The sequence below is a fragment of the Indolivaga macrotermitis genome, from assembly GCF_900128985.1.
Taxonomy (GTDB): Bacteria; Bacteroidota; Bacteroidia; order Bacteroidales; family Dysgonomonadaceae; genus Dysgonomonas_A; species Dysgonomonas_A macrotermitis.
This window is the reverse complement of record NZ_FQUC01000002.1, coordinates 580,327-596,387: the sequence shown is the minus strand read 5'-3', so window position 1 is coordinate 596,387 and position 16,061 is coordinate 580,327. Positions and strand designations below refer to the sequence as shown.

The following is a 16,061-nucleotide window of genomic DNA, read 5'->3' as shown; positions in this document are numbered from 1 at the left end:
TATGTCATTCACAGAAAACAGTTACGAGCAAGCGCTTATAGAGTTATTCCAGCAACTGGGATATGAGTATCTATATGCTCCTCACATAGAGAGGGATTATTGTGTCCCATTTTGGGAAAATCAATTGTTTCAGAGCCTTACAGATGTAAATCCATCGAAATCTCTTATAGCAATTGAAGAAGCTGTTTCAAAATTAAAAAATATAGATACAGGAAATCTTGCCAAAAGGAATGAGCTTTTTACAGACTATCTACAACATGGCATAGAGGTTTCTTATTATAATGGTAAAGAGCAAAAAAACGAGATCGTTTATCTGATAGATTATAATAATGCAGATCGTAATACTTTTCAGATAATAAATCAATGGACGTATGTTGAGAAATCTGAAAAACGTGCTGACATTATTATTTTTGTCAATGGACTTCCTTTAGTAATTATTGAGATAAAATCCCCATCTCGAGAAAATACGAATGCTTCCGAAGGTTATAGACAACTGAGAAATTATATGCAAGAAATACCTTCTTTATTTGTATATAATGCTTTTTGTGTAATGAGTGATATGAGTTGCACTAAAGCTGGAACCATTACAAGCAAAGAAGACCGTTACATGGAGTGGAAAACAAAAGACGGTAGTTATGAGAGTACAGAATATGCTGACTACGATACTTTTTTTGAGGGTATTTTTGTAAAAGATCGATTACTTGATATTATAAAAAACTTTATTTGTTTCTCTAAAGATGATAAGGGGGAAGCATTTAAGATCTTGTCTGGATATCATCAGTATTTTGCAGTGAATAAGGCTATAGAAAGAACAAAAAAAGCTGTAGAGAGTGATGGTAAAATCGGAGTATTTTGGCACACACAAGGTAGCGGAAAATCTCTTTCTATGGTTTTTTATGCTCATTTACTTCAATATTCTTTGTCTCAGCCAACCATAGTTGTAATTACAGACAGAAATGATTTAGATGATCAACTTTATACTCAATTCTCTAAATGCAAATATTTTCTACGACAAACACCTATTCAGGCTCGAAATAGAGAGCACTTAAAGCAATTGCTTTTAGGAAGAGAGGCGAACGGGATCATTTTTACTACTATGCAGAAGTTCGAGGAGTCAAGTGAGCCTTTATCTTTAAGAAAGAATATTATTGTAATGACCGATGAGGCTCATAGGGGACAATATGGCTTCGAAGAAAAAATTGATCCTAAAACAGGTAAAATTTCTATCGGAACGGCTCGTATTATTCACGACTCTCTTCCTAACGCATCATTTATCGGATTTACAGGAACTCCAATTTCCACTAAAGATAAAGATACTCAAGAAGTTTTTGGTAATTATATTGATATCTACGATATGACTCAAGCTGTAGAAGATGGTGCTACGCGTCCGGTTTTCTACGAATCGCGAGTAATAAACCTTAATCTGGATGAAAAGACTCTCAGATTAATTGATGAAGAATACGAATTATTGGCAAAGGAAGGTGCCGAAGAAGAATTAATCGAAAAAAGCAAGCGCGAATTATCACATATAGAAGCCATATTAGGAGCTCCTGAAACCATAGATTCTCTATGCCGGGATATCATCAAACACTATGAGGAAAATCGGCAATATGAATTAACAGGAAAGGCTATGATTGTTGCTTATTCCCGGCCTATCGCACTTGATATTTATCATAAAATATTAGAAATAAGGCCAACCTGGGCAGAAAAAGTTAAAGTTGTCATGACTGGAGGAAATAAAGACCCGGAAGAATGGAACGCAATTATTGGTAATAAATATTACAAAAAAGAACTCGCCAAGAAGTTTAAAGATAATAATGATCCTTTAAAAATTGCCATCGTAGTTGATATGTGGTTAACCGGTTTTGATGTTCCTTCACTTGCCACTATGTACGTCTATAAACCCATGAGAGGACATAACCTTATGCAGGCTATAGCACGGGTAAATAGAGTTTTTGGAGATAAATCCGGTGGCTTGGTTGTGGATTATATTGGTATAGCAAAAGCGTTGAAAGATGCAATGCGTGATTATACCAGACGGGATAGAGCTAACTATGGGAATCAAGATATAAAAGATACTGCATTTGTTAAATTTAAGGAGAAGCTCGAAATATGTCGTGACATTTTTCACGGTTATGATTATAGCAATTTTCAAAGAGGAACCGATCATAGCAGAGCACAGCTTATAAAAGGTGGGGTAAACTTTATTATAGCGCCTGATAAAGAAGAAAAAAAAGAAATATTCTTAAAAGAATCTAAACTGCTGCATGATGCAATTACTTTGTGTCGCAGTTTATTAAATGAGAAATTACGATTTGAAGCTGCGTTTTTTGAAACAGTTCGTACTTTACTTTCTCGAATGATAGGAAAAGATAAGGTTTCAAAGAGAGAGGTCAATGAACGAATCAGTGAATTGCTAAAGCATAGTGTAAAGAGCCAAGGTGTTATCAATCTGTTTTCAGACATAAAAGCTGAGTTCTCATTATTTGATACTGCCTTTTTGGATGAAATTTCCAAAATGAAAGAAAAAAATATTGCTATTGAATTACTGAAGCGTCTATTAGCAGAAAGAGTGGCAATGTATAAACGAACAAACCTTGTTCAATCTGAGAAATTTTCAGAGCTATTAAATCAAGCATTGTCTAACTACCTGAAAGGTATGCTCACGAATGAGGAGGTTATACAAGAGTTGTTGAAATTAGCAAAAGATATAGCAGAAACAGAATCTGAAAAGAATAAGCTTGGTCTTAACGCTGAAGAAAAAGCATTTTATGATGCACTAACTAAGCCTAGGGCGATACAGGATTTTTATACAAATGATATATTGGTACAGATGACAAAGGAGCTGACTGATATGCTTCGTAAAAATAGAACTATTGATTGGAGAAAAAAAGAATCAGCAAGAGCTGGAATGCGCAGACTTGTAAAACGCTTACTAAGGAAATATAAATATCCGCCAGAAGAGTCTGAAAACGCAATGGAAATTGTTCTCAAGCAATGCGAAGAATGGACAGATAATGCTTCCGAAATAAATAATTCAATAATATATGAAGATACACCTCATTATGCAATAACAGACAAGAACAAGTATTTACAACGGGTTGCAGAACCTCCAATTAAGTATAAAAATGAAAATGAATAAATAAATGGCTAAAAAACACACGAAAATAGCAATTGCATACGATTTTGATGGCACATTAGCTCCCGGGAATATGCAAGAACATTCTTTTATTCCTAAATTGGGAATTAATAAAGGAGCTTTTTGGAGTGAAGTAAAAGAAAAAGCTGAACAACATGACATGAATGAAATTCTAGCTTATATGCATTTAATGTTGAAAAAAGCAAATGAAAAGCAAATACAAATCACTCAAAAAGCTTTTGAGGACTATGGAAAGGATATCGTTTTCTTTAAAGGTGTAGAAGAATATTTTGGAAAAATTAATGCTTATGCAAGGACGAAAGGATTAGAGATAGAGCATTATATTATCTCTTCAGGACTTCGAGACATATTAAAAGGAACTAAAATACATAAGAATTTTGAGGCTGTTTATGCTTCCGCATACGAATTCGACGTAAATGGAGTCGCTGTATGGCCAGCTCTAGCTGTTGATTACACAAATAAAACGCAATTTTTGTTTCGGATCAATAAAGGGATAAAAAATTCCTGGGATAATTCGAAAATTAATAAATATATAAAAGAGGAAGAACGCTCAATGCCTTTCTCTCGCATGATTTACATTGGCGATGGAGAAACAGATATTCCTGCAATGAAAATGATTAATTATCAAAATGGAGCATCCATTGCTGTTTATAATCCGAATATTAGAGCAAAGAAAGGAAAACTTAGCCCCAAACAAATATGTCAAGAACTTCTCGTTCATAAAAGAGCTACCTATATAGCTCCTGCTGACTATAGTGAGGGTAGTGAACTATACAATCTATTAACGAGTATAATAGATAAAATAGCTTTGGATCAGGAATTGAAAAGGTATATGCAATCGTAAATAAAACTCATAGAAATATCTGACAATGTAAATGAAATAAATATTTCATCTTATGACAATTAAAGAAATCATAAAACAGCCAGAAGGAAGACGTTTGGAATTCAAAGAAGTTCTCCCCGAAAATGCTGAATTAGCAAATACAATCATAGCTTTTGCTAACGATGCAGGAGGTGAATTATATATTGGAGTCCGAAATAATCCGAGAGAAATCATCGGGCTACCAGAGGAAGAACTTATGAAAATAGAAGAGCAAGTAAGCAATATCATATTTGATCGTTGCTATCCTGCTATTATGCCTGACATTACTTTTCTGACAGAAGAGGAAAAACATATCATACGAGTAACTATATTTCGAGGTAGTACTCCACCATATTATTTAAAGGATAAGGGTAAACTAAAAGGAACATACATTCGAGTCGGTTCTTCCAATCGCTTGGCCGATGAAGAAATCATCGCTGAATTGGAACGTAGAAAACGAAACATCTCATTCGATAGTGAATTGATTATGGACAAAGCTGTGAGTGAGTTGAATCTTGAATTCTTTAAGCAAGAGTATCAAGACAAGACAGGCGAGGCTTTAGATATACAGACTCTTCGAAAACTCGAACTTATTAAATCTATAAATGGTACAGAGTATCCAACCAACGCTTTAATATTGTTTTCTGATGATGACCTTCGCAGATCACTATTTCCTTTTGCCAAAGTTGAGTGCGCAAGATTTAAGGGTATTAAGACCGAAGAATTTATTGACCAAAAAAGTATTTTAACCAATATCGCTACGCAAGCAGAAGAGGCTTATAACTTTGTCCTCCGCCATATAAATAAAGGAGCAGTAGTCGAAGGTGTTTATACAATTTCACGTTGGGAATATCCCGTCAAAGCAATCAGAGAAGCAATTAGAAATGCCATTGTACATCGGGATTATTCACTCACCGGAAAAGATGTAAAAGTAGCCATCTATGATGATATGGTAGAGATCACCAGTCCGGGACTTTTACCTCCTTCGATTGATTATGCAGCAATGGAGAGTCGTCAAAGTGATGCCCGAAACAAAATCATAGCTCCCGTTTTCAAGCGGATGGGAATCATCGACCAATGGGGTAATGGATTAAAACTCATGGCTGACGAACTAAAAGAATATCCTCAGATAGAGTTTCGTTGGAAAGAAACAGGATTATCTTTCCAAGTGCAGTTTGTAAAACTGGACTATGTTGCGGAGCAAGAGTTACAGCAAGAGTTACAGCAAGAGTTACAGCAAGAGTTACAGCAAGAGTTACAGCAAGAGTTACAGCAAGAGTTGTCTAACCAGACTATGTATTCTGATGTCCTTAGTAAAATAATGGAAACACCTCTTTCCCGCAAAGAAATATCAGAAGGATTAGGGCAGAAACAAGTTTCCGGACAGCTAAATAAAATATTATCAAAACTGGTAGAAGATAAGTTGATCGAACATACAATTCCAGATAATAAGAATCATCCCGAACAAAAATTTAGAATAACTAAACGCGGAAGAATCTTTTTAAAGTTAGTAACAAAGTAGATAAATATTTCATTATCTTTACGACATAGTTCATTGACAGAATGCATCAAGCTGAAAATCACAGAAATGTGCACAATGCCAATTCGTGGGCATAGATTTTCAGACCTAGCTAAGATATTGATTGGATGGCAAATAACCAGTTGGTTCATCTTCCATCCATACCGCCAAAATAAGAGGTAAAACATCGTAGAGTCCTGAAAGTTTATGCTTTCAGGACTTTTTTTTATGATTTAGATAGGAAGTAAAGATTGGCTTTTCCTTATTTATAGTAAGTCCCGACTGATATGAAACCCTTAACTTAAATAGATAAATAGTTTGATATGGAGGAATATATAAAAGCAAAGATTATTGCTCTTGAAAAACAAGCTTTGGAGCAATGGAATAATGGTAACCCTGATGGATTTATTGATTTATCTTCTGAGGATATAATATATGTAGACCCAGCTTTTGAAAATAAACTTGAAGGGAAAAAAGCTCTGGAGGATTATTACAATACCATAAGAGGGAAGATTAAGATCGATTTGTTTAAAATGATAAATCCAAGTGTACAATTGGTTTCGGAAGTTGCTGTTTTGATATATAACTATGAAGCACACAGAGACGGAAAGGTATTCAGAGTGAACTGTACCGAGGTTTATAAATCAGATGCATCTGATCAGTGGAAAATTATACATACTCATTGGTCTATTATACAATCGAATGGTTTCTGAAAATAAAGCTAACGAATATGTCGATTTATCTAATGATAAGTTACTTGTAAATTCTCCGAAGTTAGTCTTTTATGTTGACTAGAAATGGTCTGTGCATCTTAGTGATACCGATTTTCCTGTCATTGAATATAGAATACTTTCAGAATAACTAAAATTACCTTATGATCTTTACGCCTTTAGGTGCATTTATTTCCGATACTATTTTCCCATTACCGTCTTTTGTATGCTTGATTGTTAACACTCCGTGTGGTGTCGGAAATGTCCCTTCGACCCATTTGAGATCGCCCAGATGCGGTTCTATTTTAATTACTTTACATCCCGGTTCAACTATCTTCACACCTAATATGTGTTCGGTCATCCAAGCGGTGGGTCCTGATGCCCAGCCGTGACAAAAACTATGTCGGAATCCGGGATAACAATATGCACCGAAGTCCCCGTGAATATCTTTCTTTCCCGGAGGAGTCAGCTCATCCAACCGTGCAGCATTTTCCAACCAATCCATATTGAAATCTTCCCAGAAAGTTGTTGCACCCATATCCAGCATTCCTCCCCAAAACTGGCGGATAATGTCGATGGCTTCCTGGTATTCTCCTGCTTTTGCCTGTGCTTGCAGCATATAATATCCATAGAAAGTGGAAAAATCTTTAGCGCCTCCGACCGACACTACCTCTTCGCATGCTTTTTTTGCATCCATTATTCCGGCTATTGCCATTAATGAGGCTGCCTGTTTCAGGTTGTTATGGCCTTTTATGTAGCGGCTCATTTTGTCGGTACAATCTTTGGCTTTTTTTGCATAAGCAGGCTCATTCAATATATAGCATAAATTCTCGGCGTCCTTCATCGCCCAAACAATAAGGGCACGGTAGCCGGCTTCAACCCCTTCTTTATTAGGGGAAGACGGCCAGTCAAGGAAACGGTTTTTAGCCAGTTCTTCTTTACCGCCTGTTTCGATTTTACTGTCTATCTGGTCAATTAATCCTAAGATGTAATCTTTGTGTTTCTTCAAAAAATCTAAGTCACCGTTGTGTGTATACCAATCATTATGAATTATCAGATACCACAAGGAATAAGCGCTCATCCCGTTCATCCATCCGGGTAAAGGATATTGTTGACAGGCCAGATCAAGGGTATTGGGAACTACATCATTATACCCGAACACCGACATAATAGTTGCTACTTCGGGATGCATATCTCCCAACCAGATAACACGGTCGCGCTTAACCCCGTCCCATAAAAACTCCTGCATATTTAGATGCACGGTATAGGCGCCTGTCAGCCAGATCTGGTTCAACCGCTCATCACTACTGTTGAATGAACCAAGGTAGGGAATGTCACGATAGCGAAGTATAGCACGGGCTTCTTTCAGACGTATGGTAGTGTTTTTCTGTAGCAAGTCGATACGGACAAAGCGAAAGCCTGTGTTACCAATCTCGATCATTCCGTCACGGGGTATCTCCATGAAAATGTCCCGTTTGGCATGGTCATCGGTAGAATAACCGACTTTCCATTCGCTATTTGACGTTTGGCTGTTGCACTCTCCAACTGATTCACCGAAGCGGATGCGTACCAGTGATGGTTCACGGCGAGAAGAACCTCCCATTAATAATTGCAACCCTCCGTGAAGCTCCTTTCCGTAATCGAACATTATAGATGCCGTATCGTTTTCAGTACTTGTCATCACGCACATATTGCGTTTTCCCATTTCGGGCTGACTGTTCCCCGGTAACACTAAAACCTCTTCGTTACTTATCATTTTCCCGTCTGCATCATTTTTCCATATAATCCGCAAAGGAGAAATATATACCCGTGTCAATTCATCTTTTTGGGTCTTACCTCGGTATTCACTACCAAATACGGGAGGAATGTCGGCTTTTGACATTAAGGAAAATCCACTGAATATGAATGTTAAAAGGACTAATCGTATAATTTTCATCGGTATATTCATGGGTGATTTATATTATTCTATTATAGGTTATATGTTCCTGCCTTTGTAAAAGTGGCTTTTATGCCGTCTTTGATGATAAAATCGACCTTGTATCCGGCAGGAATCTCAATCTGATTGGTTCCGTCTTTCGTAAGCTTGAGTTTTATTTTTCCCTCTTTCACCGGAAACTCAATGTTTGCCCAGCGGAGATTCATCAAATCAGGATGAATAGTATAATGGTTAAAGTCTTTGTCTGACTGACTGAACCCGGCTATGCCATTAAGTACTGCTACTATCCCGGGAACTCCATTGGCACCATGGCAAAGACTCAAACCGTAAGGACGGCTGTAGAAAACCAGCTGCTCGTTTTTTGATTTTCTGTACGAGAAATTTTCAGGGAAACGTGTATGCCCCTGATCGAGCCAGTCTCCGAAAACATCAAGAAGAAAATTCCACATTTGCTCTACTTTTCGTGCCTTTGAATAAGCAATGAATTCATACCCTTTTTCAAAGCTTACGTAATCTTTATAGTATGGTATCGTGGGAAGCATGGCAAACATGGCAAACAGGTTTTCATACTTGTCTTCCGGAAATATATCTGCCAGTATAGCCCAGTATTGCGCATGGTGCGAAATTATCTTGTCCAGTTCTCCATTTTTTGTATATCCGTTGATAAATACTCCCTGTCGTTCATCCCAGAAATGCTTAAAGATACTATCTTTTAATGATATAGCTTTAGCACGGTAATGCTTTGCTAATTTTTTATCGCCCCATTTTTCGCAAAAGTCAGCTCCAATTTTATAATTATAATAAAGCATTATCTGGGCATAGGTAGGTGTACCTTTTCTGTCGGGTCTACGCCTTGTCGCCCATCCGGGTACAAATCCCCAGCTCACACCACCTACACTGGCGGAAATAAATCCCCGTTCGTCTTGCAGTGTTTCATAGAATTGTAATAACTGTTCTATGCGGTCACGATATGAAAGGATAGTATTGAAATCACCATACCTCTTGTAATATTGGTTGAAGCCAATAAGGGCATGCAACGGATAATCAGGAATTCCCATGTCATCCTTTGTCGGATTTAAAGGCATAAGTGCTACGGACAAACTATTTAGCGATACCTGCTTGTCTGCAAAGATATAGTCACCACCGAATGTACTCAGAACAGCATCCATAGACCACGGAAGATAATCGCGCTTGATACCATCCAGATAAAATCCGTGAGTGCTTGTGTGAAGTGTGGCTACTGATGCCTTCCATATATTATTTATCCGTTCATCGTCACATTCGAATGTCATTTGAAATTCGACAGGCCACATTTTTGCTACAAACGAAACGGCCGAAACTTCGCATTCTTCATCACTGGATATCTTTACATATCGGATTGCCCGCTCGGGAAGCATAATTTGTTGCCTGTTGCCTGTAAGAACGAATGGTTCAATAGGCTTTTGCTCAAATAATTTGGTGTCTTCACATAATGTTTCTTCGGGGCTTTCACCGACATATACTGAGACTGTTCCGCGACCTTTCGCCGTAAATGTAACTTTTCCGACTTCAAGATGGAAAAAGTCAATCAATACAAACCCGTTTTTATGGATGATGATGTTACCGTCATTTACAGAAGCATTTCGTATGGGGAGTATGGATGCTGGTTTTATTACCACATCTGTTTTGGGTTCTTCCATCGGTCTTCTTCCAGATGTTCCAAAAACGGGTGAAGATTCGGCAAGATTCCAGTTTATACTATCGAGGCTTGCCTGCCAACCGTCAGAAGTTATCTGTCCGTTAACAGATACTTTTACTGATGGTAAATTGTTTTCAGCAATTACTTCCAATAATAAGATGGATTTTCCTTTCGGTAATTTTATAGAATTAGTATTGCCTGTTAATTCCTTTTGTTTTATGGAAGCTCTTACCTTACCAGTAGATTCCCATTGTATAATGGCTTCCAACGGTAGATTTATCTCTTTACGAAACCAAGTCTTATTTACAGGCTCATAAAATTTACCCGGATAACCGACATTGACACACCTTTCTGCGGATTCTTTTATCCGTTTCTGTTGTAAGTGTGCGCTTAATTGTCCGGGATACCAGATATATTCTCCTTTTCTTGCTTTTTGTGTCTTTTCGGCTATCACAACATTAGGATCAAGCAAGGGATCATATTGTATACTTTGCGATTGCAGTGATAATCCCATCAAAAGAAAGTATATGCAAAAGACTATTGTTTTAGGTCTCATCGTATTAGTTATTAATTTTTTCAAAATATGGTAATCTACTCAAAGGAACATCGATTGTTATTATTTGCTCGCCCTTATGTATTTTACCCAAATCGTCTTTCCATTGTCCTTTCGGCAACTTAACACTCCTTTTGTTTTCTTTGGTAACAACGGGAGCTACCATATATTTATCACCCAGCATAAACTGGTCTTTGCATTCGGCAAACCCTTCGTCCGGGTACGAATATTCCATGTGTCTGACAATCGGCTCGCCTGTCTGTGCCGATTCTTGTGCACATTGGAGGATATATGCTCCCATTTGTTCGTGCAGATGTGCCATATTACGTACTGTCGCAAGATTCTCGGCATTAAGTACTCTCCATGGAGCAACAGAAAATTGCATCATCGGCATCATCGCATGTACTTGTGCGGAACGTACTATTAAGGTTTGGTCAAACTTATCTGCTTTCAGATTGATGAAATTTTTTATCTGCCCGCCTCCTATCATATCAGGACATGTATAAGCATATCCCATTAATCCTGCCGCTATCATTTGTGGAATCAGCGATTGTACGGCATTCCACGAATAGCTCTTATCACCCAGACGTTGCACCAATGGTTGTCCGCCCATTTTCCATCCTGCGCGGTATTCGTTAACAGGAAACTCTAATCCGATTTTTAACCACTCTTCAGTATGATCGACCGATACAGCGTCTTTTCTATAACTTACCAAGTCTTTGTTTGTGTAGAAATTGTTGTCGCCTGCATCGAACTTGAATCCATCGATTCCGTATTCTTCTTGCATATTCTTCAATACGGATATAAAATGCTTCTTTGCTTCGGGATTGGTAAAATCGTAACAGGCGCTTTGACCATTCCACCAGTTGATGATAGCCGGTTTTCCGTTTTTATTTTTTAATAGGTAGCCTTTGGTATTTAGCTCTCTATATTCCTGACTATCGGCAGATACAAAAGGACATATCCAAAGCATGACTTTAAAGCCCATATCATGCAATTGTTTTATCATTCCTTTCGGGTCGGGGAATTTTTCTCCTCTGAAATCAAAATTGCCATAATACCGCTGCCAGTTATCGTCAATCATTAGTACACCGGGAGGAAGCCCGTTCTCAATAATACCATGTGCATATTTGAGAATATCCTCCTGATTCTGGTTGTACATCAACTCAATCCATGTGTTATATTGGGGCATAGTGAAAAAGAGTTCCTCAGGTAATTGCCCTCCGGGGTTAAAATGTTTTTGGCAAGCCGCTAAATAGGCATCTCTCAATGTAGCTCCGGCTTTTAGGACAGAAATGTTTTCGAAATCGGATTTAATGGTTATTTTGCCAGCAGAAACAGAAAATCGGAACGGCTTGTCGCTCCAGACGTATCTTCCTTTATTGGATAATAATAGAGGTACAACCTGATTGTTATTATTTTGTGTCTCTAAATTATATTCGTTCAATGGCTGAATATAAGGCATACGCTCACCATAGGCAACAACACCTCCCCACCAGTACTCATCCGAAGGAAATGAAATTGTTGTTATATGCTGCGCGGCAATAATATTGCAGATTAAAATAAGAGGAAGAAATAGTGCTTTTTTCATGGATATTGGGTTTTCGGAATAAAAGACAAAGATGTATAAGCTTTCCGGAAAGGGGTATCTCTCATGTTGCAAAAGATATGAATCATGTTGCAGAAGAGAAGTTCAGGTCATTTTTTTCTACTTTTAATTTTTATATTTGTGTAGTTATCCAATCGACTAGATGATAAAGTCTTTCCTATTATTAGCCATTATTTTATTAGCCTCGGTACAGGTTCCGTCGCAAAATATAACCATGTCCGGTATTCCGACTCAGGATCAAATACCGACTGGAGATATTATACGTACCTATCAGGATTCTGAAGGTTATATGTGGTATGGCACTGCAAGAGGGGGGCTTTACCGCGACGACGGATATACGGTGAAAGTATTTCGTTCGAGCCTCGTAACTCCTGATCTGCTTGAGAGCAATAGTATAACATATATTACTGAAGATAAAGAACACCGCATTTGGTTCGGGACAAAACGAGGTGCTTATATTCTTGATAAAAAAGACTATAAAATTACTCCGCTGACGGACGATAGAATAAAGAGCAGGGTAATTAATACAATTAACGCGACTTCCGATGGTTTGGTCTGGGTATCTACCGAAAACACCTTGTATAAATATAACATGCAGAAAGAAATAGTGGGAACTTACATCTTAGGAAAAAAAGACACTTTTCGCTCTGTACGCATATATAGTTTTTATGAAGACCCCAACAGGATAATCTGGGTTACTCAATGGAACGGAGGGATTTTTCGATACGATCCTGAAAAAGATAGCTTTATTTCTTATCCATGGAATTTTCCCGAAAGTCCGACTTGTATTCTGAAAGATGTTTCGTCTCCTTATTATTGGGTAGGCACTTGGGGTAAAGGAGTTGTCCGGTTTGATCCGAACGAAAAAGTACCGCAGAAAGTGTTTGTTTTGCAGGATATTATGGAAAACGGATGCAGTATAGATGAAAGACAAATAAATAGTATGGCGCAGGACAGTGTATACAATTACATTTGGACTACAGCTATGGATGATCTGCATACATACAAAGTTACGGATAACTACAGTTTGCAACCGGTTGAAGTCTCAGCGATCAAATCTTCCGGAAAAAAAATAATGCACGACATAAGAAGTGACCGTTCAGGCTATTTATGGGTATCGGGCTACTATCCACGTTCATTTATAATATCTTTTCAGTCCGAAGCTCCTGTTGTTTATAAAATACCGCGGATAAAAGAGGAAACGGGAATTCCTGCTACTCCGGTAAAAATAATATACGATAAGGGACAATATTGGATGTGGCAAATGCGTATCGGCATATGCAACTATCAGACTTCAAATGGTAATTTTCTGCCTTACTATGCTGAAAATCTATTGCTGTATCTCGAAAAATCCGAAAGTATGGATGGCATTTATGCAATTAAAGGTGCAGCTTCCGTAGTATTGATTCAAAATAAAGGGAATAAGATAACGGAATCAACTGTTTGTATTTTGCCTTTGAAGCAACATGAGAGCATTCGCACATTGCATGAAGATAATTCGGGAAACCTTTGGATAGGAACCGGTGATAATCTGTTTCGGTATAAACTAAAAACCAAAGAAACGGAAGTTGTATGGGAGAATACGGGAATCGTTAATGATATTGTTTCTTCCATAAACGGTAATGTATATGTTGCAACTGAATCAAATGGTTTTCTTAAACTTGCTCCGGATGGGAATAAGCAACAATACCATCCGCATGACGAAGACAATTATGTAAGCTTAAGTATTACAGATGATCAAAGTATTTGGGCAAGAACGGAACAAAACCGCATATATTTTTATAATTCGAAGGACAATAGTTTCGATCAAAAGACATTTGAATATGACTTGACCAATGAAGTTATATATGAAATGGAATGTGATAGTCGAAATAATTTATGGATATTAACCGACCAGAAAATTATTGTATATAATCCGGGAGAGGACAGTTATCGTCTGATCCGTGCAACCGATCCTCAGATTCATCTGGATAATTTCTTGTCTATGTATAAAGATGATGAGGGAAAAATGCATGTCGGAGGAAGTGGTGGTATATGTGTATTCCCCTCTCTTGATCCACCCGAAAAAATCAATGATAAAACACATATCGGGTTGACTGATATAAAGGTAAATGGCGTTAATATATATCCGGATAGCAATTCTATTATATTAGAACCTCATGAGCAAAATATAGAATTATTCTTTTCTACATTTAATCCGGTGAACAGCGGTAAAGTTCGATTTGCTTTCAGGCGCAGAGGGCAAGAATCATATTGGAACTATTTACCGGTAGGACAAAACAATATTTATCTGACCGAATTACCCAAAGGAAGATACGACCTCGAGATAAAAGCAACAGATGAGAACGGTCTCTGGAATAATCATACCCTGATTCTACAGATCGAACGTCTGCCTGCCTGGTACGAAACTTGGTGGGCTTATATGCTTTATACTGTTGTTTTTCTTGTAATTCTTATAATTATGATCCGGAGGTATGTCGAATTTCAAAAGAAAAAACAAGAGACTGCAATGAAAGAGCATATTGCTCAAATAAAATATCGTTTCTTTACTAATGTCAGCCACGAATTACGTACTCCGTTAACTCTGATTATTACTCCTTTGGGAGCACTTATCCGTAAGGTATCCGATCCGGTAATCAGGAAGCAATTGGAATCTATAAACAGAAATGCTTACAATCTACTGATCTTAGTAAACCAATTACTGGATTTCAGAAAAGTAGAAATGGGTGGAGAAACTTTATCTTTGACTAAAGGGGATATAAATGCATTTCTTGTTTCTGTTTATGAGAATTTCTTGCTGACAATAAGCGAAAAAAAACTGCATTTCGAATATCACTCAGATATCAATTCATTATTTATTTTCTTCGATCATGATAAGTTGAGGAAGATAGTAAATAATCTGCTTTCCAATGCTATAAAATTCACTCCTGAATCAGGTGAAATAAGTTTGAGACTGAGTGAGAAACAGGAAGGAAACAAAAAATACGTTATCATCAGTGTAGCGGATACAGGAATAGGAATTCCGGCTGATGAACAATATCAAATCTTCGAACGCTTCCATCAAGTGGGTGCAGAACAAAGTAATACGGGAAGTGGTATAGGGTTACATATTGCTAAAGAATATACAGTCATGCACCAAGGAAGGATTAGTGTACAAAGTGAAGTTGGTAAAGGATCAGTTTTTACCGTCTGTATGCCGGCGGACCTGATGTCAGAGAATAAACTCATACATGAAATTGATGAAGCCGAAATAACGTCAGAAGATTTAGATAAGTCAGGGAATGTAATTTTAGTTGTAGATGATAACGAAGAGTTTCGTTCATATATGAGTGAAGAATTAAGTCACTATTATACAGTTTACGAAGCAGCAAATGGGATAGAAGGCGAAAAGACTGCGATAGAACAGAATCCGGATATTATTATTACAGATCTTATGATGCCCGAAATGGATGGAATGGAATTATGCCGCAGGGTTAAAAACAATATAAATATATCACATATTCCGGTTATGCTGTTAACAGCCAATGATAATCTTGAAAATGAACGAATGGGCTACAAAGAGGGGGCTGATGCTTATATCGGGAAGCCGTTCCATTGGGATATTCTATTATTCCGTATCCGGAATTTGCTTGAACAGAGACGGGAACGACAAGAAAGTTTCGGACGGTCAATCAAAATAAATACCGATCAGATTACTATTTCATCTGCAGATGATAAACTGTTACAACAGGCTCTTATATTAATAGAAGAAAATATAAGTAATTCAGAATATTCCATAGAAGATTTAAGTAACGATATGGCTATGAGCCGTACAACGTTTTATAGGAAAATTAATTCCATAACAGGGCTTACTCCTACTGATTTTGTCCGGAATATACGCCTGAAAAAAGCTGCAGAGCTTTTAAAACGACAAGAGCTGACAATTGCAGAAGTTGCCTATAATGTCGGATTCAGCACTCCTGCTTACTTTACTCAAGCATTCAAAAAAGAATTCGGAATGCTTCCCTCTCAGTTTAAATGAATCTATATATTAT

Annotated in this window: 8 protein-coding genes; 5 read left to right on the top strand and 3 right to left on the bottom strand. The window is 37.5% G+C overall.

From position 1 onward, the window contains the following. Nucleotide 1: 1 nt before the first annotated feature. The 4 genes from BUC12_RS05410 (at nt 2) to BUC12_RS05395 (ending at nt 6,254) form a co-directional block, all read left to right on the top strand. On the top strand, nt 2-3,142 hold the full coding sequence (locus tag BUC12_RS05410) for a type I restriction endonuclease subunit R (RefSeq protein WP_062175881.1): 3,141 nt from the start codon (nt 2-4) through the stop codon (nt 3,140-3,142). A 4-nt stretch (nt 3,143-3,146) separates the two neighbouring features. Continuing rightward, nucleotides 3,147-4,004: an HAD family hydrolase gene (locus tag BUC12_RS05405; RefSeq protein ID WP_062175883.1), complete on the top strand. Its 858-nt coding sequence runs from the start codon at nt 3,147-3,149 to the stop codon at nt 4,002-4,004. A 52-nt stretch (nt 4,005-4,056) separates the two neighbouring features. Then, complete coding sequence (locus BUC12_RS05400; protein ID WP_062175884.1) at nt 4,057-5,544, top strand: RNA-binding domain-containing protein; 1,488 nt, start codon at nt 4,057-4,059, stop codon at nt 5,542-5,544. Between the two features lie 320 nt (nt 5,545-5,864). Beyond that, nucleotides 5,865-6,254 (top strand): YybH family protein, encoded by a 390-nt coding sequence (locus BUC12_RS05395; protein WP_062175886.1) that lies wholly within the window; start codon nt 5,865-5,867, stop codon nt 6,252-6,254. Nucleotides 6,255-6,408: 154 nt separating this feature from the next. On the opposite strand, the gene BUC12_RS05390 is transcribed toward BUC12_RS05395, so the two are convergent. From BUC12_RS05390 to BUC12_RS05380, 3 genes are all read right to left on the bottom strand, one after another. Then, entirely contained in the window at nt 6,409-8,133 is a 1,725-nt protein-coding gene (locus BUC12_RS05390; protein WP_236689361.1) for an alpha-L-rhamnosidase-related protein, read from the bottom strand. An 86-nt stretch (nt 8,134-8,219) separates the two neighbouring features. Continuing rightward, nucleotides 8,220-10,421: an alpha-L-rhamnosidase-related protein gene (locus BUC12_RS05385; RefSeq protein ID WP_062175890.1), complete on the bottom strand. Its 2,202-nt coding sequence runs from the start codon at nt 10,419-10,421 to the stop codon at nt 8,220-8,222. Between the two features lie 4 nt (nt 10,422-10,425). After that, nucleotides 10,426-12,009, bottom strand: coding sequence for a glycoside hydrolase family 31 protein (locus BUC12_RS05380; protein WP_062175892.1), 1,584 nt, complete (start codon nt 12,007-12,009; stop codon nt 10,426-10,428). Nucleotides 12,010-12,169: 160 nt separating this feature from the next. On the opposite strand from BUC12_RS05380, the gene BUC12_RS05375 reads away from it, so the two are divergent. Beyond that, entirely contained in the window at nt 12,170-16,048 is a 3,879-nt protein-coding gene (locus tag BUC12_RS05375) for a hybrid sensor histidine kinase/response regulator transcription factor (RefSeq protein ID WP_070808534.1), read from the top strand. Nucleotides 16,049-16,061 lie beyond the last annotated feature (13 nt).

Bases quoted from the DNA above. Each gene is read 5' to 3' on its own strand.
- BUC12_RS05410 (WP_062175881.1), top strand. From the start codon at position 2: ATGTCATTCACAGAAAACAGTTACGAGCAAGCGCTTATAGAGTTATTC.
- BUC12_RS05385 (WP_062175890.1), bottom strand. From the start codon at position 10,421: ATGAGACCTAAAACAATAGTCTTTTGCATATACTTTCTTTTGATGGGA.
- BUC12_RS05390 (WP_236689361.1), bottom strand. From the start codon at position 8,133: ATGTCAAAAGCCGACATTCCTCCCGTATTTGGTAGTGAATACCGAGGT.
- BUC12_RS05400 (WP_062175884.1), top strand. From the start codon at position 4,057: ATGACAATTAAAGAAATCATAAAACAGCCAGAAGGAAGACGTTTGGAA.
- BUC12_RS05405 (WP_062175883.1), top strand. From the start codon at position 3,147: ATGGCTAAAAAACACACGAAAATAGCAATTGCATACGATTTTGATGGC.
- BUC12_RS05380 (WP_062175892.1), bottom strand. From the start codon at position 12,009: ATGAAAAAAGCACTATTTCTTCCTCTTATTTTAATCTGCAATATTATT.
- BUC12_RS05395 (WP_062175886.1), top strand. From the start codon at position 5,865: ATGGAGGAATATATAAAAGCAAAGATTATTGCTCTTGAAAAACAAGCT.
- BUC12_RS05375 (WP_070808534.1), top strand. From the start codon at position 12,170: ATGATAAAGTCTTTCCTATTATTAGCCATTATTTTATTAGCCTCGGTA.